The sequence below is a fragment of the Mitsuokella sp. AF21-1AC genome (genome assembly GCF_003458855.1).
GTDB lineage: Bacteria > Bacillota > Negativicutes > Selenomonadales > Selenomonadaceae > Mitsuokella.
In genome coordinates, this window is the sequence record NZ_QRVW01000003.1 from 11,122 (window position 1) to 32,101 (window position 20,980).

Here is a 20,980-nt window from a genome sequence, read left to right on the forward strand (position 1 = left end):
TTTTGCTGCAACGAATCCACGGCCGGCCCTCGCGCGCCTGCCTGCTGCTGCGGGATGCCAGCTTTCCCGCGCCCTTTCCCCATGAACTTGAATACTCGCCGGCCTGCCGCGGCACCTGGAACATCGTCCACACGGGCATGACGCTGCCGGAAAGCCACCAGATCTTCGCGTGCGCCTCCGGCTGCCTGCGCGGCGTCGTGCTGACGGCAGCCGAGATGGGCCTCATGGACCGGTTCTCTTCCATCGAGCTCAAGGAACGCGACCTCGTGCAGACCGACAACGAGCAGCTGCTCATCCAAGGCGTCACGGACATCCTGCAGAACCTCCCGCAGCTTCCTCGCGCCGTGCTGCTCTTCCCGGCCTGCGTCCACCACTTCCTCGGCTGCGACCTGCGCTACGTCTACAAGACCCTGCGCGAGCGCTTCCCGCAGGTGGATTTTGCCGAATGCTTCATGGACCCCATCCGCCAGACGAAGAGCCTGACGCCGGAAGAACGGCTGCGCCGCGCAATCTCCCGCCTGCTGCCGCCGCAGGCAAAGACGCCGCGGACAGCCAACATCATCGGCAGCAATCTGAAGACGGACCCGCAGAGCGATTTTGCCCGGCTGCTCCAGCAGGGCGGCTGGCTGCTGCGCGACATGACGCGCTATAGCGCCTACGATGACTTCCTCCGGATGGGCGGCTCCTGCCTCAACCTCTACACGAATCCCTTCAGCCTTCCCGCCGTCCGGGACCTCAAGAAGCGACTGGGACAGGATTTTCTCTATCTGCCGCAGGTCTGGCGCGCCACCGATATCGAAGCTGCCCTGCATGCCCTGCTGTCGCGCCTGGATCTCACCGAAACGCAGCGGGAAGCAGCCCGTCTGGACATCCGTCTCTGGCAAAAGCGGGCCGAGCAGGCCCTGCAGGCCGCCAGAGCCGTCGTCGGCACGCGGCCCGTCGCGCTTGACCTCACCTTCACGTTCCGGCCGCTGAATCTCGCGCGTCTGCTCGTCGAGCATGGCTTCTGCGTCAGGCGGATCTACAGCGATGCGTTCCTGCCCGAAGAAGAAGCGGATTTCCTTTGGCTGCAGCAGCAGGCGGGAGACATCGAGCTCTTTGCGACGAAGAATCCCGATATGCGCATCCTGCCACGTACGTCCACGCCGGATACGCTGGCACTCGGGCAGAAGGCGGCGTATTTCTGCAGCACGCCGCATTTTGTCAACTACGTCGAAGGCGGCGGCAGCTGGGGCTTCGCGGCCGTCACAGAGCTTGCGCGGCTCATGACGGAAGCCTGTCGGCAGCCCAAGGCCGTCCGCCCGGCTGTCAGCCGCAAGGGCTGGGGAGGTCCCTCTATTTTATGAAACAAGTTGCCAGTATCTTATCCACGTACTCCGCCGATACATTCGGCGTCTGCTCGGCCTTCTTTGAGCTCGGCGGCATGATCGTCATTCACGATCCGTCGGGCTGCAATTCCACGTATACGACGCATGACGAGCCGCGCTGGTACGACCACGACAGCCTCATCTACGTCTCCGCCATGACGGAGCGCGACGCCGTGCTCGGCGACGACCACCGCCTCATTGAGGAAATCGTCACGGCCGCACGCCAGCAGCAGCCCCACTTCATCTGCCTGATTCCCTCGCAGATCGCGCATCTCATCGGCACCGACTGCCGGGCCATCTGCCGCATCATCGAAAAAAAGACGGGCGTCCCCGCGTTCACGCTGCCGACCAACAGCATGCATTACTACGAGCGCGGCATCAACCTGGCCCTCGAGCATCTGGCGGCCTGGGCGCTTGGAAAGGGTGCGGCGTCTCCCTCCGGCAGGGATCTTTTGCCAAAGCCTGCCCGTAAAGCAGGCACCGTCAACCGCAGGATCAACCTGCTCGGCCTCACGCCGCTCGATTACGGCGCCGCGACGGCCCCCGCCTCGGCGGCGAAATGGCTCGCACAAAACGGCTTCACGCTCGAGGCTTGCTGGGCCATGGGCAGCAGCCTCGAGGAGATCGCGGCGTCCGCAAGCAATGCCGACTGCAGCCTCGTCATGAGTTACGGCGGCCTCGGCGCCGCGCGCCTGCTCTATGAAAAAGCCGACATTCCCTACGTCTGCGGCGCTCCCTTTGGCGCGGCCGGCGAAGTTCTGTCAGCAGCGCTCAAGACCTGCCAGGCTCCGCTTTCTGGCGCGCTCTGGCCACACAGCGGGGATAAACCGGGCATACAAAAAAAGCAGGAGATATCTCCTGCTCCCTGCTGCATCATCGGTGAAACCGTCTTTGCCCAGTCCCTGGCTCATGCGCTTGAAAAGGCAACTGGCCAGGCTTTCACGGCCATCGTCCCCGTCGAGACGGACCGGGAAATCCTCGCTGCCGGCACGCTGCTGCTCTGTGATGAAGACGAGCTGCGGCCGCGCCTCCGGGACGCCCGCCTCGTCATCGCCGACCCGCTCTACGCGCCCATCGTCCCGGACACCTGCCATTTTGTCGCGCTGCCCCACCGGGGCTTCTCGGGCCGCACCTATGAACGGCAGCTGCCCGACCTGATGGACGCCGCCATGTATCACGATTTCCTCCAGGAGGTTCGCTCATGCTTCTGACCATTGCCCATGTCTTTGCCTACGCCATCATCCAGACGTTCGGCTTCACGCTCTTCACGCTGGCGCTGCAGCGCCTCGGCCACCTGCAGCGGCTCTACAGGCTAAAGGCGTTCCTGTTCCTCGTCATGGTCAACGCCGCCGGTACGATGACCTTCGGCGAAGCCGCCTGGGGACGCACCTCCACGCCCGTCGCCGCCGGCCTCTTCCTCATCGGCATGGCCTTCTTTCTCGCCGCCCATTTCTACCTCGGCTGGAAAAAGCTTCGCCGGTAACGTCCAGCGAAAATAAAAACATCCGCTCATCATGCGAAAGGACCTGATCCTCTGAACAAGAAATATCTCTATCTGCTCGCCGCTGCTCATCTGAGCAACGACATCAACACGGGCTCCCTGCCCGCCCTGCTGCCTTTCTTCGTCAGCTTCTACGGCATGGATTACACGGCGATTGCCGGGCTCATGTTCGCGTCTTCCTTCCTGAGCTCCATCATCCAGCCCCTGTTCGGCTGGCTCGCGGACAAAGGCTCGCGCCAGTGGTTCATGGCCGTCGGTGTCTTTTTCGCCGGGACCTCGCTGGCGCTCACCGGCTTTGTCACCAATTACTGGCTGATCTTTGCCGCCGTCACCATCATGGGCATCGCCAGCTCCATCTTCCATCCCGAAGCGGCCCGCTGCGTCAACGGCGTCTCACAGGGGGCGCGCGGCAAGGGCATGAGCATCTTCAGTGTCGGCGGCAACGGCGGCTTCGGCTTTGGGCCGCTGCTCGCCGTCTTCCTCGTCACGACCTTCGGCATGCACGGTCTGGCCTTCTACGGCATCACGGCCATCGCCATGAGCCTCCTGCTCCTGCTGGCCATCCCGCATCTGCGCCGTGCCATTGCTGCCAACCAGCAAAGGGCGCAGGAAAAGACCGCGGCAGAGTCAAAAGACGCCGGTCAGCCTGCCGTCAATGACTGGCATGCCTTCGGGCGCCTCTTTGTCGTCATCCTCTTCCGCTCGACGGTCTTCACGGGCATATCGAGCTTCCTGCCGCTCTTCTGCATCCAGGCACTCGGCACGAGTGAAGCCATCGGCTCGATGACACTTTCCATCATCAGCATCGCCGGCGTCGTCGCCACCCTCTTCGGCGGCTGGTTCGCCGACCGCCACGGCTACCGCAGGACTTTGCGCCTCGGCAGCGTCCTGCTCGTCCCGTTCCTGGCGATTGCCGTCTTCTCCGGCAGCATCTACGCCGTCTACGTCATGCTCCTGCCGCTGAGCTTCGCCATGCTCGCGCCCTACTCGTCCTTCGTCGTCATCGGCCAGGAATACCTCGCCAAGAATATCGGCTTCGCCTCCGGCGTCACGCTCGGCATCTCCATGAGCATCGGCGGCATCATCGCCCCCGCCCTCGGCCGCTACGCTGACATCTACGGCATCACCGCCGTCATGGGCCTGCTCGTACTGCTCGCTGCCATCTGCGCCGGCGCCACCTTCCTGCTGCCGGCCAGAAAGCGCAACGCCTGAGATAAAGCCAGACCATGGATGGACCTATTCTTTCCCTTCGGGGCACCTTTCCCGTGCGCGGGGCTACGCCGCTCGCTGATGCTTGCAGTCGAGTCGCGTTGGTGCCCGCAAGGCCATGGACCTCTTCCGCCCCTTCGGGGCACCTTCCCCGTGCGCGGGGAAGGCTGCGCTTTGTACGCTCGTATATTCTGCCGAAGACCACGAGCCCCTGCCTTCTCCCCGCAGGGAGAAGGGGGACCGCGCCAGCGGTGGAAGAGGTCCTTGGGCGTCAGGCGCGCACGGTCTTGTCAGCGGTTGGCGTGCAGATACTCGATGTAGGAATTGCCCCAGGCCTCGATGCTCGCGAGGACCGGGCGGAACTGCCGGCCGATGGCCGTCAGGCTGTATTCGACGCGCGGCGGCACCTCGGGGTAGACCGTGCGGCTCACGATGCCCTCGCGCTCGAGATACTTGAGCTGCGCGGAAAGCGAAGCATGCGTGATCTTGATTGCACGCTCAAGCTCATTGAAGCGCTTCGTGCCCTCACTGAGCTCATGCAGCACGAGAATGGCCCACTTTCCCTGCAGGACCTTCTGCGACGTCACGAACGGACAGACGCCGAACAATTCCGAATCAACCTTCTTCATAGCGAAAAACCTCCATTACGCAAGCATTTCATACCGGGTCAAGTTAAATATCGTTCTTGTTCTCATTATAGAGGATACATATAATATAAACAAGATATCTAGTAAAAAAAATATACCTCTTATTCCGATACGATGTGAAATAAGGCCAAAAAGAAATGAGGAATTGACATGGAACAGCAGAAAACGCGCATGCCGGCGATTTTCGTCGGGCACGGCAGCCCGATGATCGCACTTGAACACAACGACTTGACGGCAACGTATAAAGAACTCGGCCAGACCATCCTCAAACGCTTCGGCCGCCCCAAGGCCATCCTGATGATCTCCGCGCACTGGTACACGCGCGGCACACTCGTGCAGAGCGCCGAAAAGCCGCGCCAGGTCTACGACATGTACGGCTTCCCCAAGGAGCTCTACGAGCTCAAGTACGAGCCTGCAGGCTGCGCCGACCTGACAAAAGAAGTCACGGACCTGCTCGGCGATGGCGTCGAAGTCGACGACAGCTGGGGCATCGACCACGGCACCTGGAGCATCCTCGTCCACATCTTCCCCAGGGCCGACATCCCCGTCGTCCAGCTCTCCGTCAACGGCCTCATGGATACGCGCCAGTCGTATGAGCTCGGCCAAAGGCTCGCCGTACTTCGCGAGAAGGGCTACCTCCTCATGGGCAGCGGCAACGTCGTCCACAACCTGCGCCTCGTCGAGTGGGAGAACGAACACGGGAGTCTCGCCGCCGACCGCTTCGACGAGGCCATCAAGTCGGCCATCGAAGCGCGCGATGACGAAGCCGTCATCGAATTCCACCGCTGCCCCGACGCCGACTACGCCGTCCCGACGCCCGACCACTTCCTGCCCCTTCTCTACATTCTCGGCGCCGCCCGCGACGAGAAGCCTTACATCTTCAACAACGTCCGCAACCTCGGCTCCATGGCCCTCACAGGCTACGCCTTCGGACTCTAAAGCCATCTCCTTTTGCCAAATATTCTGGATGACAAAAGCGGTCCCTCGACTCAAACGAGCCGGCGGACCGCTTTTTTTATTGTTTCAGGAATCCCTGTACCCCCGGCAGTTCCTTTTCCATGTGGATGTGCGGGCAATGTTCATCGAGGTATTCTTCGCCCGAGGCCCGGTAGCCGAGCCTCTCGTAAAACGGCCTTGCCTGGACCTGCGCGGAAAGGACGAGTCTGCTCACACGGTGGCGGCGCAGCCAGCCTTCCACCTCCTGCACGATCCGCTCTCCGTAATGGCGTCCCCGGCAGGCCCTGCGCACGGCCAGGCGCCCCAAGGTATAGGAGCCCGGTTCATCCGCGGGGAAAAAGCGGCAGCAGCCCACAGCCTCGCCCTCCTGATAGAGAACCAGATGCCAGGCCGTCCGGTCCACTTCGTCGAATTCCTGCTGGAAGCCCTGTTCCTGCATGAATACCTCCTGCCGGATTGCCCTGGCGTCCTGCGGCAGCCCCTGCTGAATGCGCGTCTGAATCATGATGATTTCCTCCCAACAAAAACAAAGGTGCCCAGGAATTGTCTTATGGCATGCCGTGCACGCCGTACCTGCGACAACTCCCAGACACCTGATTCCTCCTGTCCGGTGACAGAAGCAGTGTTCATTCTGAAATTGTTTTTATTTTACCATGATGCGGCCCGGCGCGTCAAGGTGGTCTCTTACGCAGTTCACCCGCACCACGCGCTCCGCAACGCTCACCCCGCAGGCACCGCTCGGCATCTACTGCCGAACCGAGGCGCTTGGCAATCCGCATACGGCCCTTTGCCAGTTCTTAAAGCAGGCAGAAAGCATAAAAAAACCTGTCGCAAGATTCGTGACAGGTCTTTTTTCTGTGCTTGTCAGTTGTCAGCGGATTGCTGCTGCATCCGCATCCTTCTGAATCAGGCCGCCGTATACATCACGGTAGCGCATAGTCTTCTCTCCGTTTTTCTTCTGGGCTTCTTCGTCGCGATTGTTGACTCGCACGCGCTCAATCTTGTGGCGGTCGTTGTCATCGCCGTCGATGCGGTCGATGCGGAACCGGTCAAGGCTGAGCTCGCGGATTTCCGGCTCGAACTCCTCTGACATGCGTGCCATATCGCCATCGATAGCAGCACCGCGTTCCAAGGCCCGTGAGAAAATTGCTGCGAATTCATAGCGTGTCATCGTGCGCCCGCCCTTGAACTCACCGTCCGGATAGCCTTCCAGCAGGCCGCGTTCTGCCAAATGCTTGACATAGACATATGCCCAGTGATTCTCCGGCACATCGGGGAACAGGATAGAACGTTGCTGCACGGTACCTTCGGCGTTCTGCCCGAGCAGCGATACCAGTTTCTCGATTTTCTCGTCCTGCTGTCTGACATAATCCTTCAGAGCCATGATTTCCTTGGCCATCGCTACGCGGCTGTTCGAGACATGATTGCCTTGACCGAACTTGATGCTGATGCCGGCATTGATCATGTTCTCGCCACCACCCACCGTGCCGCCGACAGAGAACGTCGTGTCCTCGTTGGGGCGATAGAAGGCGCCGATGGCCGTGGCATTGGCACCACGATAATTGCCGTAGCCCATGGCGAAATCCCATTTATCATCAGGGTCGAAATCCTGCGGATGCAGAGCCGCAAGTGCAGCTGCACCGGCACCGACACGGTCAACGCGGCGGTCGAGATTGCTTACTTCCCCGCCGAGCCTGCCGATAGCCTGATCACGCTGATAGAGCTGGCTGCCATTGACGGCCTCCGTGGAATCTTCACTGATCGTCCCAGCTGCGACACCCGCCACCTTATTGCCACCCATGTTGACGTTGCCGTCCTGGATGCTTATGGTCCGGTTGGTATCGCCGGTCTTGACGGTAAGACCACTGTTGTTGATTGTGGTATTTCCCGTCGTGACACTGTCCAGTCCTTTCAGGTCCTTGGACAGACGTACGTTCAGTGTATCATCGTCTCCCTTGACGATGCCGATATTGTCCGCATTGCTGACTTCCTTGGCGCCGCCCTTGATATGCAGCGTATCGCCGAGGCCCACTTTCACTTCCTGGCCGTCATCCCCCTGGAACTTCCGGCCACCGTCGACCTTGTCGCTGACAATCTTTTCCACTTCTTCCTGTTTCAAGCCTTTTCCGGCTGGAATTTCGGTGGTTTGGGTGCCATTTTTATCATGAATTGTAATGGTGGTTGTACCGTCTTCCTTTGTATCCACTTTGACAGTGGGAGAATACCCATCCTGACCGTCCTTGCCATCCTGCCCATCTTTGCCGTCCTGGCCATTCTTACCTGGGGCTCCCTGTTCACCGGTATCTCCTTTATCGCCCTTTTCTCCTTTTTCACCTTGGGCTCCCGTTGCGCCGGTATCCCCTTTGTCGCCTTTTTCTCCTTTTTCACCTTGGGCTCCCGTTGCGCCGGTATCGCCTTTGTCCCCCTTTTCTCCTTTTTCACCCGGTAATCCAGGTATTCCCTGTTCGCCTTGTTCCCCCTTCTCCCCTTTGAACAGAGGATTCTTCTGGATGAAATCCTGGTCCAGACCCACGTGGACCACGTTGCCCTCCTCCAGGCTGGCGGTAAGGCCATCACCGAAATCCAGTTTCATGGAGCCGTTTTGGCCAAAGTCGGCAACCTGGCTTCTTCCCGTAGTGGTATAGGAACCGCCGCTCCGGGATCCGCCGGTATAAATGGTATAATCCATGGCACTCATGACACGTTTCAGCTGGGCCACGTTCACGGCATCCGTATCCTGGGAGCCTGCGGCCACGCCGGTAATCTGGCGGGTCAGGGTGCTGCCGTTGCCGACGGAAATGGCGTTGCCGGTGGAAACCCAGGCAGAAGAGGTTTCCGTGGTTTCCTTGCCCGTCAGCATATCGTATCCTTTGGCCCCGCTTGCCCGGTCAGCAAAAGCACCGCTGCCCAGGGCCACGCTGCCTTCCAGGGTAGCTTGGGCCCCTTTGCCCAGGGCCAGGGCCTCCTTGGCCGTTGCACTGGCATTGTTCCCCAGCGCCATGGCATAATCCCCGGTGATGGTATTCCCGTTCCCCAGCGTCACATCATAGTCCCCGGTGATGGTGTTGTTGTCCCCATAGGCATGGCTTTTCTGGGCCTTCCGGTTGCTGCCGTCATTCTGCTTATCGCCGTCCACTTTGTTGCCGTAGCCGATGGCGCTGCTGTAGTCGCCATTGGTGGTGTTGCCGGTACCAGACACCGTATCATAGTATCCGGGCGCATGGTTGTCATGACCGACTGCCACACTGCTGTACTGGGCATCGTTGGTATGGCCGATGGCCACAGCCATGTACCCCGCATTGGAACCATCGCCCTGCGCCACGCCGTATTCCATGGAATGACTGTTGTGGCCAATGGCAATGGCAGACCGGCCTTCCGCCTGGACATCGCTGCCCACCGCCACCGCATCAGAAGAATCCGTCATACGGGTCACGGTCATGAACGAGGTTTTCACCAACTGACCATTCTGATCCCGGTAATAACTGCCATCAGGATTCTTCGCATATTGAGGATTGGTGGTGGCGTTGCCCTTTTCATCCAGGAAGTAAGCGGCTGCATCCTGGTCCCGGGTCAGTTTGCCCTCCCTGTCGATGTAGTAGGAAGCCGGGGTGCTCAGAACCCGGGCATTGTTGCCGATGGCCGTGGAACGGTCCCCTTCGGCGATGTTGTCCACGCCTACCGCCGTGGCGCCGGTGGTGTAATAGGACCGGCTGGTCTGATCATTGTTGTAATAGCGAGCCACATTATCATAGATTGTTTTTGCAGCCAGGTAATCGTTGTAATTGGCGTAATCATTCCGCTGGGGTTCTTTGGCCCGTACATTGTGTGCATCGTCCATGTACTGGCCGGGCACCAGGCTGTGGACCTTGATCTGCCGGTCTTCGTACTGTTTCGTTTCCGGGTTGTACACCTGAGTGGTCACCCATTTAAAATCCATGTCCTGATAGGCATAGGAATCGTTGCCGCTCACCGGCTTCAGCGGGTCCTGGGCATGACCGAATTTGCCGATGCTGTTCCGGGTCCCCATGGCTACGTTTTCCGGCTGGTCATCTACCCGGGTGTAGTTGACTTTGTCATCCTTCTGGATTTTCACCACCTCATTGCTTTTCCCGGCAATCAGGTTTCCTTCTGAATCATAGGTCACATAGGCATCGGTGCCCTGGGCGGTGGTGTCTTGCTTGTTCTCAATATTCACCGCCTGGTTGGCAGAAGCATTGTTCTGGTTGGTAGGCTGGGTTTCCGAATGGACCTCAGCACCCCAGGCCAAAGACGGACTGATCATTCCCAAGCTCATAGCCAGAGCCAGTCCACATACCCCCGCCGATATACAATGCTTGCTGTCATGTTGCGTCCGCTCTTTGCCATGACGTTTTGCCAGTTCAGATACTACCACGTAACAATTCCTGGCCTTACTCCAAACGACCTTATAGGTTTTGTTCATGTTTTTCTCCTATTTTGATTTGAATTTTTGGCATCTTACGAATAAACAGATAATTATCCTCCTCCTTTTCTGCTTTTTTTAGTACATAGCGACGGTTTCGTCCATTTCCATTTGGTACGCATTCCCTCGCATCTGTACTTATCGAAAGACGACTTGACTATAATAACGCTAAGATTAAAATTTGTCAATTGATTTTCTAATTATTTACTAATTTATGTAACAAAATACACATAATGTACTAATCATTTACTAATATACATGTAATGTTTTTTGAACACCATGTAGGAATCTGCTGAAATCACACAAAAATCCTTCTCCAGATAACAGTTGTTGTTTTTCTTGATTTTATAGAACTTACGTTTTAATAACCAACCTCATCCGCCAGCCTGCGGCTGCCATCTTCTCCATAGGAGAAGGCTTAGGCATCCCGCTCCTTCGGAGCCCCCAAGGGGCAGCACGGTAAGATGCTTAAGCGGAGGGATGTGTTCCGCCTGGAAGCGCGCAACGATTGCCCGCAGGGCTGGGGCCCAATACGACAGGCTCTTTGCGCCGGATGTCAGAACGCCGCGACAGGCGGCGAAATACCTTTGCTGCTCGCAGTATGTTGGGTCACATTTAGCTGCGTGCTGAAGCCGGAATACATCCCGCAGCGCCGACCTCATCCGTCAGCCTGCGGCTGCCACCTTCTCCATAGGAGAAGGCTTAGGCATCCCGCTCCTTCGGAGCCCCCAAGGGGCAGCACGGTAAGATGCTTAAGCGGAGGGATGTGTTCCGCCTGGAAGCGCGCAACGATTGCCCGCAGGGCTGGGGCCCAATACGACAGGCTCTTTGCGCCGGATGTCAGAACGCCGCGACAGGCGGCGAAATACCTTTGCTGCTCGCAGTATGTTGGGTCACATTTAGCTGCGTGCTGAAGCCGGAATACATCCCGCAGCGCCGACCTCATCCGTCAGCCTGCGGCTGCCACCTTCTCCATAGGAGAAGGCTTAGGCATCCCGCTCCTTCGGAGCCCCCAAGGGGCAGCACGGTAAGATGCTTAAGCGGAGGGATGTGTTCCGCCTGGAAGCGCGCAACGATTGCCCGCAGGGCTGGGGCCCAATACGACAGGCTCTTTGCGCCGGATGTCAGAACGCCGCGACAGGCGGCGAAATACCTTTGCTGCTCGCAGTATGTTGGGTCACATTTAGCTGCGTGCTGAAGCCGGAATACATCCCGCAGCTCCACCTCTTCCGGCCCTGCGGGCCACCTTCCCCGTGCGCGGGGAAGGCATTAAAAAAAGACTTCACGGTATCGTTGCGCCTGAGATAGGAATCTCAAACACAAGGATGACGTGAAGTCTTTTGGACTGGTATATGAAGTTGTTTGTCAGCCAGCTGAACCGTCCGCGCTTCAGGGCTGCTGGCGCAGGTCGCGCAGGTATTGCTGCTCCTTCTCGCTGAGCTCGACGTCCTTGAGCAGGTCCGGGCGCTTCGCGAGTGTTTTCCGCAGGGACTGCTCGCGGCGCCACTGGCGGATCTTCGCGTGGTCGCCCGAGAGCAGAACCTCCGGCACCTCCATGCCCTCGAAATCGCGCGGGCGCGTGTACTGCGGGAAGCCCAGCAGGCCGTCATAGAACGAGTCTGTCGGCGCCGAATCCTCATCGCCGAGCACGCCCGGCAGCATGCGCGAAACGGCGTCGGTGATGACCATGGCCGGCAGCTCGCCGCCCGTCAGCACGAAATCGCCGATGGAGATGGCCTCGTCGGCCAGGCGGTAGATGCGTTCGTCAAAGCCCTCGTAATGGCCGCAGATGAAGACGAGCTGGCTGCAGCCCGCGAGCTCCTTGGCCTTCTGCTGGTTAAAGACCGGCCCCGACGGATCCATGATGAGCACGCGGCGGCTGCCCTCGTGCTCCGGCGTCTTTGCGAGCACATCGCGCACGGCCCGGTAAAGGGGCTCGGGCTTCAGGACCATGCCGGCGCCGCCGCCGAACGGCGAATCGTCGACATGCCTGTGCTTGTCGAAGGAGTAATCGCGGAAATTCGTGAAGTGGATGTCGAGGATGCCCTTGTCCACCGCGCGCTTCGTGATGCTCTCGCCGAACGGCCCCGCAAACATGTCGGGGAACAGCGTGACCATGTCAATGCGCATCGTCCGTCGCCTCCGGCATCGCGACGACCATGCGGCCGCCCGGGATATCGATGGCTTTGACCACGGCCTTGAGCGCCGGGATCAGGAGCTCCCCGCCGTCCGGCGTGCGCGCCTGATAGACGTCGTTGCTGCCCGTCCGGAGCACGTTCTCGACCGTGCCGAGCTCCCTGCCCGCCTCGTCATAGACCGTCAGGCCGATGATGTCGAAGGTGTAGAATTCACCCTCTCCAAGCGGCGCCGCCTCGCTGCGGTCGATCGTGAGGAGACGTCCCGTCAGCTGCATGGCCTCCTCGCGCACGGGGTACTCGCGGAACTTCAGCAGCACGAACTGCTTGTGGTACTTGCAGCTCTCGATGTGCAGCAGTTCATCGCCGACCATGACTTCCTTCATGGATGCAAAGCGCTCGACGAAATCCGTCAGCGGGATGATGCGCATCTCGCCGTGGATGCCGTGCGCCGCGCCCACCTTGCCGATGGTGATGCGGCCCGCCATGGCCCGCTTCTTGTTCTTGTCAGCCGCGGATGGCGATAATCTTGTCATCTTCCACCAGCACTTCCACATTCATGAGCTCGCGCATGTCGTCGCCCACATGGACCTCCACCTGGCGCTCGAGCGTGCCCTGCACGATCTCCGCACCGAGCACGAGCTTCTCCGTCTCTTCCTTGCGTGCCTTGGCCTGCTCGCAGTAATCGGCGCGCTTCTGGCGCTCCTGCTCGAAATGCTGGCGGATGGCGTTGAGGCGCTGGATGTCCTGCGGCGTCGGGTCAGCCGGCGTATTCTCCTGCATGACGCGCTTCTCCTGAATGCCAATTTGCTGGATCTCGAGCTCGGCGCGGTTGATGCCCTCCGTGAGTTCCTTGAGCATCTTCGTCTTGAGTTTCTCCGTTAATTTTGCCTTGATGGTTACCGGCATCTTGAGCGAAATCGTATCCATATTTTGCCCTCTTTTCTTCTTTGCTGATACTTCTCTCTGCTGATATGAAAACAGCGGCAATGCCTTCACCACCATGCACCGTAGAAGATCCATGGCGGAGGGCAATGCCGCTCTTCTTTAAATAATCTCAACCGAGACTTTCTTGTTCTCCCGGGTGGCCGCGGCTTTGACAACGGTGCGCATCGCTTTCGCGATACGGCCCTGCCTGCCGATGACCTTCCCCATATCATCCTCTGCCACATGCAGCGAAACGATGACCTCACGGCCCTCAACACGTTCCTCTGCCTGCACAGACTCCGGATGATCCACTAAGGATTTGGCGATAACTGCAACCAGCTCTTTCATGCTGTCGTCCTCTCCAATCAGTTCTTAGCGTTCTTTGCTTCAGCAAACTTAGCCATGATGCCCTGCTTGCTGAGGAGATTCTTGACGGTATCCGTCGGCTGAGCGCCTTTGTTCATCCAATCGAGAACCTTGTCCTCATCGACCGTGACTGCTGCCGGATTCTGGGACGGATCGTAGTTACCGAGAACCTCGATGAAACGACCATCACGCGGAGCGCGGGAGTCAGCTACAACAATGCGATAGAACGGATTCTTCTTTGCACCCATACGGTTCAAACGAATCTTTACTGCCATGTCAATTCACCACCTTTCGTGTTTCAGGATATATTCAACGCATGAACGGCATCTTCGGGAGTCCCATGCCACCGAGGCCCGGGAAACCGCCCTTCTTGCCCTTCTGCATCTTCTTCATTTTCTTCATCATCTTCTTCATCTCGCCGAACTGCTTCAGGAGCTTGTTGACATCCTGGACGCGCGTGCCGGAGCCCATGGCGATGCGCTTGCGGCGGCTGCCGTTGATGATGCTGATGTCGGCGCGCTCCTTCGGGGTCATCGACTTGATGATGGCCTCGATCTGGCGCATTTCCTTGCCGTCGAGATCGATGTCCTTTCCGGCAAGCTGTTTCTTGAGGCCGCCCATGCCGGGGATCAGGCCGAGGATGTTCTCGAGCGAGCCGAGCTTCTTGACCTGCTGCATCTGGGAGAGGAAATCATCGAGCGTGAACTCGTCCTTGCGGAGCTTCTTCTCCATCTTCTTGGCTTCTTCCATGTCGAACGTGGCCTGCGCCTTCTCGACGAGGGAGAGCACATCGCCCATGCCGAGGATGCGCGAAGCCATGCGGTCCGGATGGAACACCTCGAGCGGTTCGAGCTTCTCGCCAAGACCGACGAACTTGATGGGTACGCCCGTGACGGCCTTGACGGAAAGTGCCGCACCACCGCGGGCATCGCCGTCGAGCTTCGTCATGATGACGCCGTCGAGTCCGAGGGAATCGTTGAACGCCTTGGCGACGTTGACGGATTCCTGGCCCGTCATCGCATCGACGACGAGCAGGATCTCATGCGGGTGAACGGCGGCCTTGATGTCGCGCAGCTCCTGCATGAGGGCTTCGTCAATCTGCAGGCGGCCGGCCGTATCGATGATGACAACATCGCAGGCATGCGAGAGCGCATACGGCAGCGAGTCCTTCGCGATCGTCACGGCGTCCGTGCCGGCCGGCATCGAGAACACCGGGATCCCCAGCTGCTTGCCGAGGACCTGCAGCTGCGTGACGGCAGCCGGACGGTAGATATCCGCCGCGACGAGCAGCGGATGCTTGCCCTGCTTCTTGAGCGCAAGGCCGAGCTTGCCCGCCGACGTCGTCTTGCCGGCGCCCTGCAGACCCGCCATCATGATGACCGTCGGCGGCTTCGGGCTGATGTTCAGACGGCTCTGCGTGCCGCCCATGAGGTTCGTGAGCTCCTCATCGACGATCTTGATGACGACCTGTGCCGGCGTCAGCGTTTCGAGGATGTCCTGGCCAATCGCGCGTTCCTTGACGCGCTTGATGAACTCCTTGACCACCTTGAAGTTGACATCGGCTTCGAGCAGGGCCATGCGTACTTCGCGCATGGCCTCATTGACATCGTCCTCCGTGAGCTTGCCATGGCCGCGGAGTTTCTTGAACGTCGCCTGCAGACGATCGGATAAACTTTCAAAAATCAAAACTCATACCTCCTGGCCATTCCCAAGCAGCGGCGAAAGGCGTCCGAGCACCGCGTCGACTGCCGTGGCATTCGCTGCAGTCCGGAGCGCGGCCACGTCATCAAAGATGCCGGCGAGCTCCTGGCGCTCTTTCTGGTAGCGCGCGACGAGCCCGAGCTTCTCCTCGTAGGACTCCATGGCCTTCTCCGAACGGTGGATGTTGTCGTAGACGGCCTGCCGGGATATCCCGAGCGCCTCGCCGATCTCCGACAGCGAGAAATCCTCAAAGAGATGCATCTTCAGGCATTCCTGCTGCTTTTCTGTCAGCAGCGCCCCGTATATATCGAATAGCGCTGACAAATACAAAAGCTGCTCCATCCTGCCCTCACCCTGCCTGTAAACTCTTATGTGCCAAGGCGTTTTGCTTGACATAGGCTATTATAGCGGACTACGACCCTCGTGTCAAGCATATATCCTTGTCAGCGAAAAACTTTTTTCACGGAGAAAATGAGAACTTTTCCAAAAAGAAAGAGGAGTTCATCTGCACATTGTCGAATGCTTTGATAAGATATAGGTAAGAGACAGCCAAGAAATAGCCATGCCGCTGTCTTTGAGAGCAATTGCCCTCTTACCTTCTTATTTGAAATACAGGAAAGGAGTTTTCTCAATGCAATTCAAGAAACTGATGGACAATTTTTTAATCCACTATCTGAACCAGTTCGACAAGCACTGCTTCAACATCAGGCTCCACGATGAAATGTATACGATCGGCAAGGGTGAGCCGGAGTTCACGGTCATCGTCCACAAGGACATCCCGAAGAGTGAACTCCTCTCCTCCACGGAGCTCGCGCTCGGCGAGGCCTATATGCGCGGCGACATCGAGATCCAGGGCGACCTCTTCCACATGCTCTGCACCTTCCTCGACCAGGCCGACCGCTTCTCGCTCGACCGCAAGGGGCTGCGCGGCATCCTCTACATGTCTGAAAAGAAAAAAGACCAGGCCAAGGAAGTTTCCTCCCATTACGACCTGGGCAATGAATTCTACAAGCTCTGGCTCGATCCGACGATGAGTTATTCGTGCGCCTACTTCAAGCACGAGGACGATACGCTCGAGCAGGCCCAGCGCAACAAGGTGGACTACATCCTCGAGAAGCTCTACCTCAAGCAGGGCATGACGCTGCTTGACATCGGCTGCGGCTGGGGCTTCCTGCTCATCGAGGCCGCCAAGAAGTACGGCGTCAAGGGCTACGGCTGCACGCTCAGCAAGGAGCAGTGGAAGAAGAGCCAGGAGCGCATCAAGGCGGAGGGCCTCGAAGGCATGGTGACGATCGATCTCGTCGATTACCGCGACCTTGAAGACAAGGACCTCAAATTCGACCGCATCGTCAGCGTCGGCATGATGGAGCATGTCGGCCGCTCGAATTACGCGACGTACATGGAGACGGCCAACCACCTGCTGAAGGACAGCGGCATCTTTCTGCTGCACACGATCACGGGCCACGACGAGGTCGTCTCGGAGCCGTGGATCCGCAAGTACATCTTCCCGGGCGGCACGCTGCCGTCGTTGCGCGAACTCATCGCCGACGCCTACGACGCCGACTTCCGCGTCATCGACGTCGAGAGCCTGCGCCGCCACTACTACAAGACGCTCATGTGCTGGTACCACAACTTCCTCAAGGTCCACGACACGGTGGCGGGCTGGAAGAACGAAGAGTTCGTGCGCATGTGGGACCTCTACCTCTGCGGCTGCGCGGCGGCGTTCTACATCGGCTACATCGACATTCATCAGGTGCTCATGACGAAGGGCAACAACAACGAGCTGCCGATGACGAGATGGTACTAAGCCTCAGCGCTTGATCCTGAGGTCCAGCAGGACCCGGTCCGTCTCCCAGGGAGAGATGATGCGGTACGGCACATCGTATTTCTCAAGGACGTCCAGGATTTGCTGGTCCTTTTCTTTTGCCTGCGGCAGATCCGTCTCGGGGCGGCCGTCGACGGCCAGGAACTCGTCGTTGCGGCGCAGCAGGTAGTTGAGATTCTCATAGCGGCCAAATTCCTGCATGACGAGCGTATCAAACGCCTCCGACGGCTCGCGGTTGTAGATGATGTTGAGCGGCAGCGGCGAATCGCAGATGGCAAAATCCACGCCGTATTTCGCGAGCGTGCGCGTGCGGTGCGCCTGCTCGGCAAACAGGTAGAGCTGGTCCTCGACGATATCCGTCGCCTGCTGATACCAGAGCCACTTGGCAAATTCGCCGACGAGTTCCGTGCGGTACCCCATGCGCTTGAGTTTCGAATACATATCGGCCGCGATCGTGCTCTTGCCGATTGCCGCGCCGCCGTAAAAATTGATTACCTTCATCTCAATCCCTCACGATCTGTGCAAATAGACTCCCTCTAGTGTAACACGCTGACGAAAAATTTCCAGACTTGACATTTGCCGGGACAAAAGAACACAAAAATGACCTGCCGGGGCACAAGGCATGTGCTGTGCTTCAGCAGGTCATTTGTTTGTCTTCCCGCAATCCGATTCACGTCGCAGAGACCGCTGCTGGCTTCGGCGTGATGAGTTCCACCTCGTGCTCCTCAAAGTACGACTGGTACTTCTCAGACGGCAGCCGGTCCGTGATGACGCTGTCGAGGTCCTTGAGCGCACAGTAATCCTTCAGCGAGGCCACGTCGAACTTCGAGCTCTCGATGAGGAGATAATGGCGGCATGGCTTCTCGATAAGGCAGCGCTTGACCTCGCACTCGAGCAGCGAATCATCCGTCGCACCATGCTCGAGGGATATCCCCGAGCTGGTCAGGAAGACCTTCGTGATGTTGTAGCAGGACAGGCAGCGGCGCACCTGCGGCCCCACGAAGGCCTTGGCCGGCAGGAAAAGGGAGCCACCCGTCGCGATGACGTTGAGGTCCCGGTAGGCCGAAGCCGCATTGATGACATGCAGGCTGGCCGTCACAATGGTCAGATGGTGGCATTCCGTCAAGTACGGGATCATCTGCATGGCCGTCGCACCCGAATCGATGTAGATGACGTCGCCGTCCTCCACGCGTTCAGCCGCCAGGCGCGCGATGGTCTTCTGCGCCTCAGCATGCCGGCCCTTCGACGACAGCAGCGGTTCCACCGCCGCGCCTTCATCCTCGGCCAGCAGGATGCCGCCGTACACTTTCTGGATGAGCCCCTTCTTGTCAAGCTCTGCGATATCCCGACGGATGGTGTTCTTGGAAACCTTGAAGGTGTCACAGAGTTCATCGATGGAGATGTGATGGACTTGTTCTAATAATTCATAAATACGATTGATACGATCGATTTTCATGGAGTTCACCTGCTCGCGTTCCTATTTATCCATGGTCTGCGGTGCATGCGTCTGACGCCGCCGCCACGGACAGTTCAATCCGATTCGCACGTTCTGCGATATTTTATCATACTTTATATTATAGAAGAAAATCCATCAGAAAGCAATCTCAAAAACAAACATACGGTCGAAAGAAACAGGAAGAGGCCGCGTTCATGCCTTTTGCCTGGAATATGATATAATGGTGGTGGCGCTTTGGCGCCGCGATCACGAAAGCCGGGGATGCAAAGATGCGCCCCGCAGAAAGGATGGATTGCATGAACAACCAGACAATTCCCGCCCGCAAGGACTGCCCGGCCGATGAGAAGTGGCAGCTTTCCGATATTTACGCGACAAAAGAGGACTGGGCACAGGCCCGCGACAGCATCCGCGGCCAGCTCGACGCCATCCGCGCCTTTGCCGGCAGGCTCCATGAGCCCCAGGCCCTGCTCGACTGCCTGACGAAAGAGGATGAGATGGAGATCGCGCTCTCCGCCGTCTTTGCCTGGGCGCGCATGATGGCCGATACCGATACGGCCAATCAGGAATACCAGGCGGATGCCGCGAGCGTCATGCCGCTGCTCGACGAGGCCGCGGCCGCCACGGCCTTCATCGAGCCCGAGCTGCTCGCCCTGCCCGAAGATGTGCTCAAAAGCCTCCCCTCTGCCCTGCCGGGGCTCCAGAAGTATGCCTTCCGGCTCCAGGAACTCCTGCGCATGAAGGCGCATATCCTGAGCCCGGAGCAGGAGGCCTTCCTCGCGCGCACGGGCGAACTGCGCAGCACGGCGCGCAACACCTACACCGTCATGGTCAACGCCGACCTCAAATTCCCGGACACACTCGGCGAGGACGGCAGTCTCACGCCGCTTTCCGAGAGCCGCTACACCTCATTCCTGCGCTCGAAGGACCGCGCGGTCCGCAGAGATGCGTTCGAGAAGCTCTTCCGGACGTACCGCAGCTTCCGCAACACGTTCGCCTCGCTCTACAGCTCGTCGGTCAAGGCCAGTCAGTTCCTTTCAGAGATGCGCCACTATGAGACGATGCGCGAAGCCGCGCTCGACGCGAGCAACATCCCGCTTTCCGTCTACGACTCCGCCATCCGCGCGACGCACGACTTCCTGCCCGAGCTCCACCGCTACATGAAAATCAAGCAGCAGCTGCTGAAGCTCGACAAGGTCCACATGTACGACCTCTACGTGCCGGTCGTCGAAAGGCCGGCCGCCGCGTACCCGTACGAACAGGCCAAGGGCATATTGAAGGAAGCCCTCGCGCCGCTCGGCGAGACGTATGAGCACGATCTTTTCGCCGGGCTCGAGGCGGGCTGGGTCGACCGCTGCGAGAACCAGGGCAAGCGCAGCGGCGCGTACTCCTGGGGCGTTTACGGCGTGCATCCGTTCGTGCTCATGAGCTGGAACGACACCTATGAGGCCATGAGCACGCTCGCGCATGAGATGGGCCACTCGATGCACAGCTGGTACAGCAGCAAAAAGCAGGATTTCGTCAATTCCGAATACACGATCTTCTGCGCCGAGGTCGCCTCGACGACGAACGAGAACCTGCTGCTCGAGTACATGCTGCAGCACGCCGAGGGCCGCGAGCGCCTCTACTTCCTCAACCTCTACCTCGAGCAGATCCGCACGACCGTCTTCCGCCAGATGCTCTTCGCCGAGTTCGAGCTTTTGACGCACGCAGCCGTGGAGAAGGGCGAGATCCTGACGGCCGACAAGCTCGAGGGCATCTGGATGGACCTCAACCGCACGTATTACGGCGAAGACGTCGTACTCGACCCGGAGCTCGCGGCCGAGTGGAGCCGCATCCCCCATTTCTACCGTCCGTTCTACGTCTACCAGTACGCGACGGGCTACGCCGCGGCCATGACGCTCTCGCACCATCTGCGCGCGAAAGGCGAGCCCGCGAGAAAGGCCTACCTCGACTACCTCGCGAGCGGCGGCAGCGACTACTCCATCGAGCTCCTGCGCCGCGCGGGCGTCGACATGACGAGCACGGAGCCCTTTGCCATCACGTTCGAGAAATTCCGCCAGTGCCTCGACGAGCTCGAGGCGGCCTGCGCCGAGTGATGCCAGGCCTTCGCGCCATACCGGCAAATTTCGGCAGGGTGTCAAGGAAAAATACTTGCAACCTGCCTGAAATTATGCTAGAATACTTATATTGTGTTCAGGGGTCCCGTGCCTCTGCAAGAAAATAAGGAGGTGTAACACATGGCAAGTGTTTGCGAAGTTTGTGCAAAAGGTGAGCTGTCTGGCAACAACGTCAGCCATTCCCATCTCAAGACGAAGCGTGCCTGGAAACCGAACATCCAGCGTGTCCGCGCTGTTGTTGACGGCGAGGTAAAACGTATCAATGTCTGCACGCGCTGCCTGCGTTCCGGCAAGGTTCAGCGTGCCCTCTGATTTGCGCATAATATCAGAA

At 58.9% G+C, this 20,980-nt stretch carries 20 protein-coding genes and 1 pseudogene; 8 read left to right on the forward strand and 13 right to left on the reverse strand.

From position 1 onward, the window contains the following. The first annotated feature begins 2 nt into the window (after nucleotides 1-2). The 4 genes from DWX75_RS01565 to DWX75_RS01580 all read left to right on the forward strand — a co-directional run bounded on the left by DWX75_RS01565 (nucleotide 3) and on the right by DWX75_RS01580 (nucleotide 4,080). Complete coding sequence (locus tag DWX75_RS01565) at nucleotides 3-1,346, forward strand: nitrogenase component 1 (protein ID WP_233519427.1); 1,344 nt, start codon at nucleotides 3-5, stop codon at nucleotides 1,344-1,346. Next, nucleotides 1,343-2,578 carry a nitrogenase component 1 gene (locus tag DWX75_RS01570; RefSeq protein WP_118014268.1) on the forward strand — a complete coding sequence of 412 codons (1,236 nt, stop codon included), beginning with the start codon at nucleotides 1,343-1,345 and terminating at the stop codon, nucleotides 2,576-2,578. The genes DWX75_RS01565 and DWX75_RS01570 overlap by 4 nt, the downstream gene beginning before the upstream one ends. After that, nucleotides 2,569-2,850, forward strand: coding sequence for a hypothetical protein (locus DWX75_RS01575; RefSeq protein WP_118014271.1), 282 nt, complete (start codon nucleotides 2,569-2,571; stop codon nucleotides 2,848-2,850). The genes DWX75_RS01570 and DWX75_RS01575 overlap by 10 nt, the downstream gene beginning before the upstream one ends. Before the next feature lie 90 nt (nucleotides 2,851-2,940). Next, nucleotides 2,941-4,080 (forward strand): MFS transporter, encoded by a 1,140-nt coding sequence (locus DWX75_RS01580; RefSeq protein ID WP_255424247.1) that lies wholly within the window; start codon nucleotides 2,941-2,943, stop codon nucleotides 4,078-4,080. Between the two features lie 287 nt (nucleotides 4,081-4,367). On the opposite strand, the gene DWX75_RS01585 is transcribed toward DWX75_RS01580, so the two are convergent. Next, entirely contained in the window at nucleotides 4,368-4,706 is a 339-nt protein-coding gene (locus DWX75_RS01585) for a helix-turn-helix domain-containing protein (protein ID WP_118014275.1), read from the reverse strand. 168 nt (nucleotides 4,707-4,874) lie between these two features. On the opposite strand from DWX75_RS01585, the gene ygiD reads away from it, so the two are divergent. Next, on the forward strand, nucleotides 4,875-5,663 hold the full coding sequence (gene ygiD, locus DWX75_RS01590) for a 4,5-DOPA dioxygenase extradiol (protein ID WP_118014277.1): 789 nt from the start codon (nucleotides 4,875-4,877) through the stop codon (nucleotides 5,661-5,663). Nucleotides 5,664-5,739: 76 nt separating this feature from the next. Here the strand turns inward: ygiD and DWX75_RS01595 are convergent, their stop codons facing one another. From DWX75_RS01595 to ylxM, 10 genes and pseudogenes are all read right to left on the reverse strand, one after another. Then, nucleotides 5,740-6,186: a GNAT family N-acetyltransferase gene (locus tag DWX75_RS01595; RefSeq protein WP_118014279.1), complete on the reverse strand. Its 447-nt coding sequence runs from the start codon at nucleotides 6,184-6,186 to the stop codon at nucleotides 5,740-5,742. Between the two features lie 366 nt (nucleotides 6,187-6,552). Further along, nucleotides 6,553-9,774, reverse strand: coding sequence for a YadA-like family protein (locus DWX75_RS12335; RefSeq protein WP_304466111.1), 3,222 nt, complete (start codon nucleotides 9,772-9,774; stop codon nucleotides 6,553-6,555). A 216-nt stretch (nucleotides 9,775-9,990) separates the two neighbouring features. After that, nucleotides 9,991-10,122 (reverse strand): annotated as a pseudogene (locus DWX75_RS12340) (ESPR domain-containing protein); the annotation flags it as partial. A 1,389-nt stretch (nucleotides 10,123-11,511) separates the two neighbouring features. Then, complete coding sequence (gene trmD, locus DWX75_RS01630) at nucleotides 11,512-12,252, reverse strand: tRNA (guanosine(37)-N1)-methyltransferase TrmD (RefSeq protein ID WP_118014285.1); 741 nt, start codon at nucleotides 12,250-12,252, stop codon at nucleotides 11,512-11,514. Continuing rightward, nucleotides 12,242-12,793 carry a ribosome maturation factor RimM gene (rimM, locus tag DWX75_RS01635; RefSeq protein WP_118014287.1) on the reverse strand — a complete coding sequence of 184 codons (552 nt, stop codon included), beginning with the start codon at nucleotides 12,791-12,793 and terminating at the stop codon, nucleotides 12,242-12,244. Before rimM ends, trmD begins: the two co-directional genes overlap by 11 nt. Further along, the gene (locus DWX75_RS01640) at nucleotides 12,765-13,187 is read right to left on the reverse strand and encodes a YlqD family protein (protein WP_118014290.1); all 423 of its coding nucleotides are present in this window, start codon (nucleotides 13,185-13,187) and stop codon (nucleotides 12,765-12,767) included. The genes rimM and DWX75_RS01640 overlap by 29 nt, the downstream gene beginning before the upstream one ends. Before the next feature lie 117 nt (nucleotides 13,188-13,304). Further along, nucleotides 13,305-13,532: a KH domain-containing protein gene (locus DWX75_RS01645; RefSeq protein ID WP_118014292.1), complete on the reverse strand. Its 228-nt coding sequence runs from the start codon at nucleotides 13,530-13,532 to the stop codon at nucleotides 13,305-13,307. Nucleotides 13,533-13,549: 17 nt separating this feature from the next. Beyond that, nucleotides 13,550-13,825: a 30S ribosomal protein S16 gene (gene rpsP / locus DWX75_RS01650; protein ID WP_118014294.1), complete on the reverse strand. Its 276-nt coding sequence runs from the start codon at nucleotides 13,823-13,825 to the stop codon at nucleotides 13,550-13,552. A 34-nt stretch (nucleotides 13,826-13,859) separates the two neighbouring features. Further along, the gene (gene ffh / locus DWX75_RS01655) at nucleotides 13,860-15,236 is read right to left on the reverse strand and encodes a signal recognition particle protein (protein WP_118014296.1); all 1,377 of its coding nucleotides are present in this window, start codon (nucleotides 15,234-15,236) and stop codon (nucleotides 13,860-13,862) included. A 3-nt stretch (nucleotides 15,237-15,239) separates the two neighbouring features. Then, entirely contained in the window at nucleotides 15,240-15,593 is a 354-nt protein-coding gene (ylxM, locus tag DWX75_RS01660) for a YlxM family DNA-binding protein (protein WP_118014298.1), read from the reverse strand. A gap of 289 nt (nucleotides 15,594-15,882) precedes the next feature. On the opposite strand from ylxM, the gene DWX75_RS01665 reads away from it, so the two are divergent. Further along, nucleotides 15,883-17,058, forward strand: a complete 1,176-nt coding sequence (locus DWX75_RS01665) for a class I SAM-dependent methyltransferase (RefSeq protein ID WP_118014300.1) — start codon at nucleotides 15,883-15,885, stop codon at nucleotides 17,056-17,058. A 3-nt stretch (nucleotides 17,059-17,061) separates the two neighbouring features. Here DWX75_RS01665 and DWX75_RS01670 read toward each other — a convergent pair whose 3' ends face one another. Together DWX75_RS01670 and DWX75_RS01675 are read right to left on the reverse strand one after the other, a co-directional pair. Next, nucleotides 17,062-17,577, reverse strand: coding sequence for an AAA family ATPase (locus DWX75_RS01670; RefSeq protein WP_118014302.1), 516 nt, complete (start codon nucleotides 17,575-17,577; stop codon nucleotides 17,062-17,064). A gap of 169 nt (nucleotides 17,578-17,746) precedes the next feature. Further along, on the reverse strand, nucleotides 17,747-18,532 hold the full coding sequence (locus DWX75_RS01675) for a DeoR/GlpR family DNA-binding transcription regulator (protein ID WP_118014304.1): 786 nt from the start codon (nucleotides 18,530-18,532) through the stop codon (nucleotides 17,747-17,749). 296 nt (nucleotides 18,533-18,828) lie between these two features. Here DWX75_RS01675 and pepF point away from each other — a divergent pair, with 296 nt between their 5' ends. Together pepF and rpmB are read left to right on the forward strand one after the other, a co-directional pair. Next, nucleotides 18,829-20,628, forward strand: a complete 1,800-nt coding sequence (pepF, locus tag DWX75_RS01680; protein WP_233519428.1) for an oligoendopeptidase F — start codon at nucleotides 18,829-18,831, stop codon at nucleotides 20,626-20,628. A 141-nt stretch (nucleotides 20,629-20,769) separates the two neighbouring features. After that, a complete protein-coding gene (gene rpmB / locus DWX75_RS01685) occupies nucleotides 20,770-20,961 on the forward strand; it encodes a 50S ribosomal protein L28 (protein WP_118014308.1) in 192 nt (63 codons plus the stop codon). Nucleotides 20,962-20,980 lie beyond the last annotated feature (19 nt).

What these genes read in the sequence shown, in the direction of transcription:
- DWX75_RS01570 (WP_118014268.1), top strand. Translation starts at nt 1,343, where the DNA reads ATGAAACAAGTTGCCAGTATCTTATCCACGTACTCCGCCGATACATTC.
- DWX75_RS01575 (WP_118014271.1), top strand. Translation starts at nt 2,569, where the DNA reads ATGCTTCTGACCATTGCCCATGTCTTTGCCTACGCCATCATCCAGACG.
- DWX75_RS01585 (WP_118014275.1), bottom strand. Translation starts at nt 4,706, where the DNA reads ATGAAGAAGGTTGATTCGGAATTGTTCGGCGTCTGTCCGTTCGTGACG.
- ygiD (WP_118014277.1), top strand. Translation starts at nt 4,875, where the DNA reads ATGGAACAGCAGAAAACGCGCATGCCGGCGATTTTCGTCGGGCACGGC.
- DWX75_RS01595 (WP_118014279.1), bottom strand. Translation starts at nt 6,186, where the DNA reads ATGATTCAGACGCGCATTCAGCAGGGGCTGCCGCAGGACGCCAGGGCA.
- trmD (WP_118014285.1), bottom strand. Translation starts at nt 12,252, where the DNA reads ATGCGCATTGACATGGTCACGCTGTTCCCCGACATGTTTGCGGGGCCG.
- rimM (WP_118014287.1), bottom strand. Translation starts at nt 12,793, where the DNA reads ATGACAAGATTATCGCCATCCGCGGCTGACAAGAACAAGAAGCGGGCC.
- DWX75_RS01640 (WP_118014290.1), bottom strand. Translation starts at nt 13,187, where the DNA reads ATGGATACGATTTCGCTCAAGATGCCGGTAACCATCAAGGCAAAATTA.
- DWX75_RS01645 (WP_118014292.1), bottom strand. Translation starts at nt 13,532, where the DNA reads ATGAAAGAGCTGGTTGCAGTTATCGCCAAATCCTTAGTGGATCATCCG.
- rpsP (WP_118014294.1), bottom strand. Translation starts at nt 13,825, where the DNA reads ATGGCAGTAAAGATTCGTTTGAACCGTATGGGTGCAAAGAAGAATCCG.
- ylxM (WP_118014298.1), bottom strand. Translation starts at nt 15,593, where the DNA reads ATGGAGCAGCTTTTGTATTTGTCAGCGCTATTCGATATATACGGGGCG.
- DWX75_RS01665 (WP_118014300.1), top strand. Translation starts at nt 15,883, where the DNA reads ATGCAATTCAAGAAACTGATGGACAATTTTTTAATCCACTATCTGAAC.
- DWX75_RS01670 (WP_118014302.1), bottom strand. Translation starts at nt 17,577, where the DNA reads ATGAAGGTAATCAATTTTTACGGCGGCGCGGCAATCGGCAAGAGCACG.
- DWX75_RS01675 (WP_118014304.1), bottom strand. Translation starts at nt 18,532, where the DNA reads ATGAAAATCGATCGTATCAATCGTATTTATGAATTATTAGAACAAGTC.
- pepF (WP_233519428.1), top strand. Translation starts at nt 18,829, where the DNA reads ATGAACAACCAGACAATTCCCGCCCGCAAGGACTGCCCGGCCGATGAG.
- rpmB (WP_118014308.1), top strand. Translation starts at nt 20,770, where the DNA reads ATGGCAAGTGTTTGCGAAGTTTGTGCAAAAGGTGAGCTGTCTGGCAAC.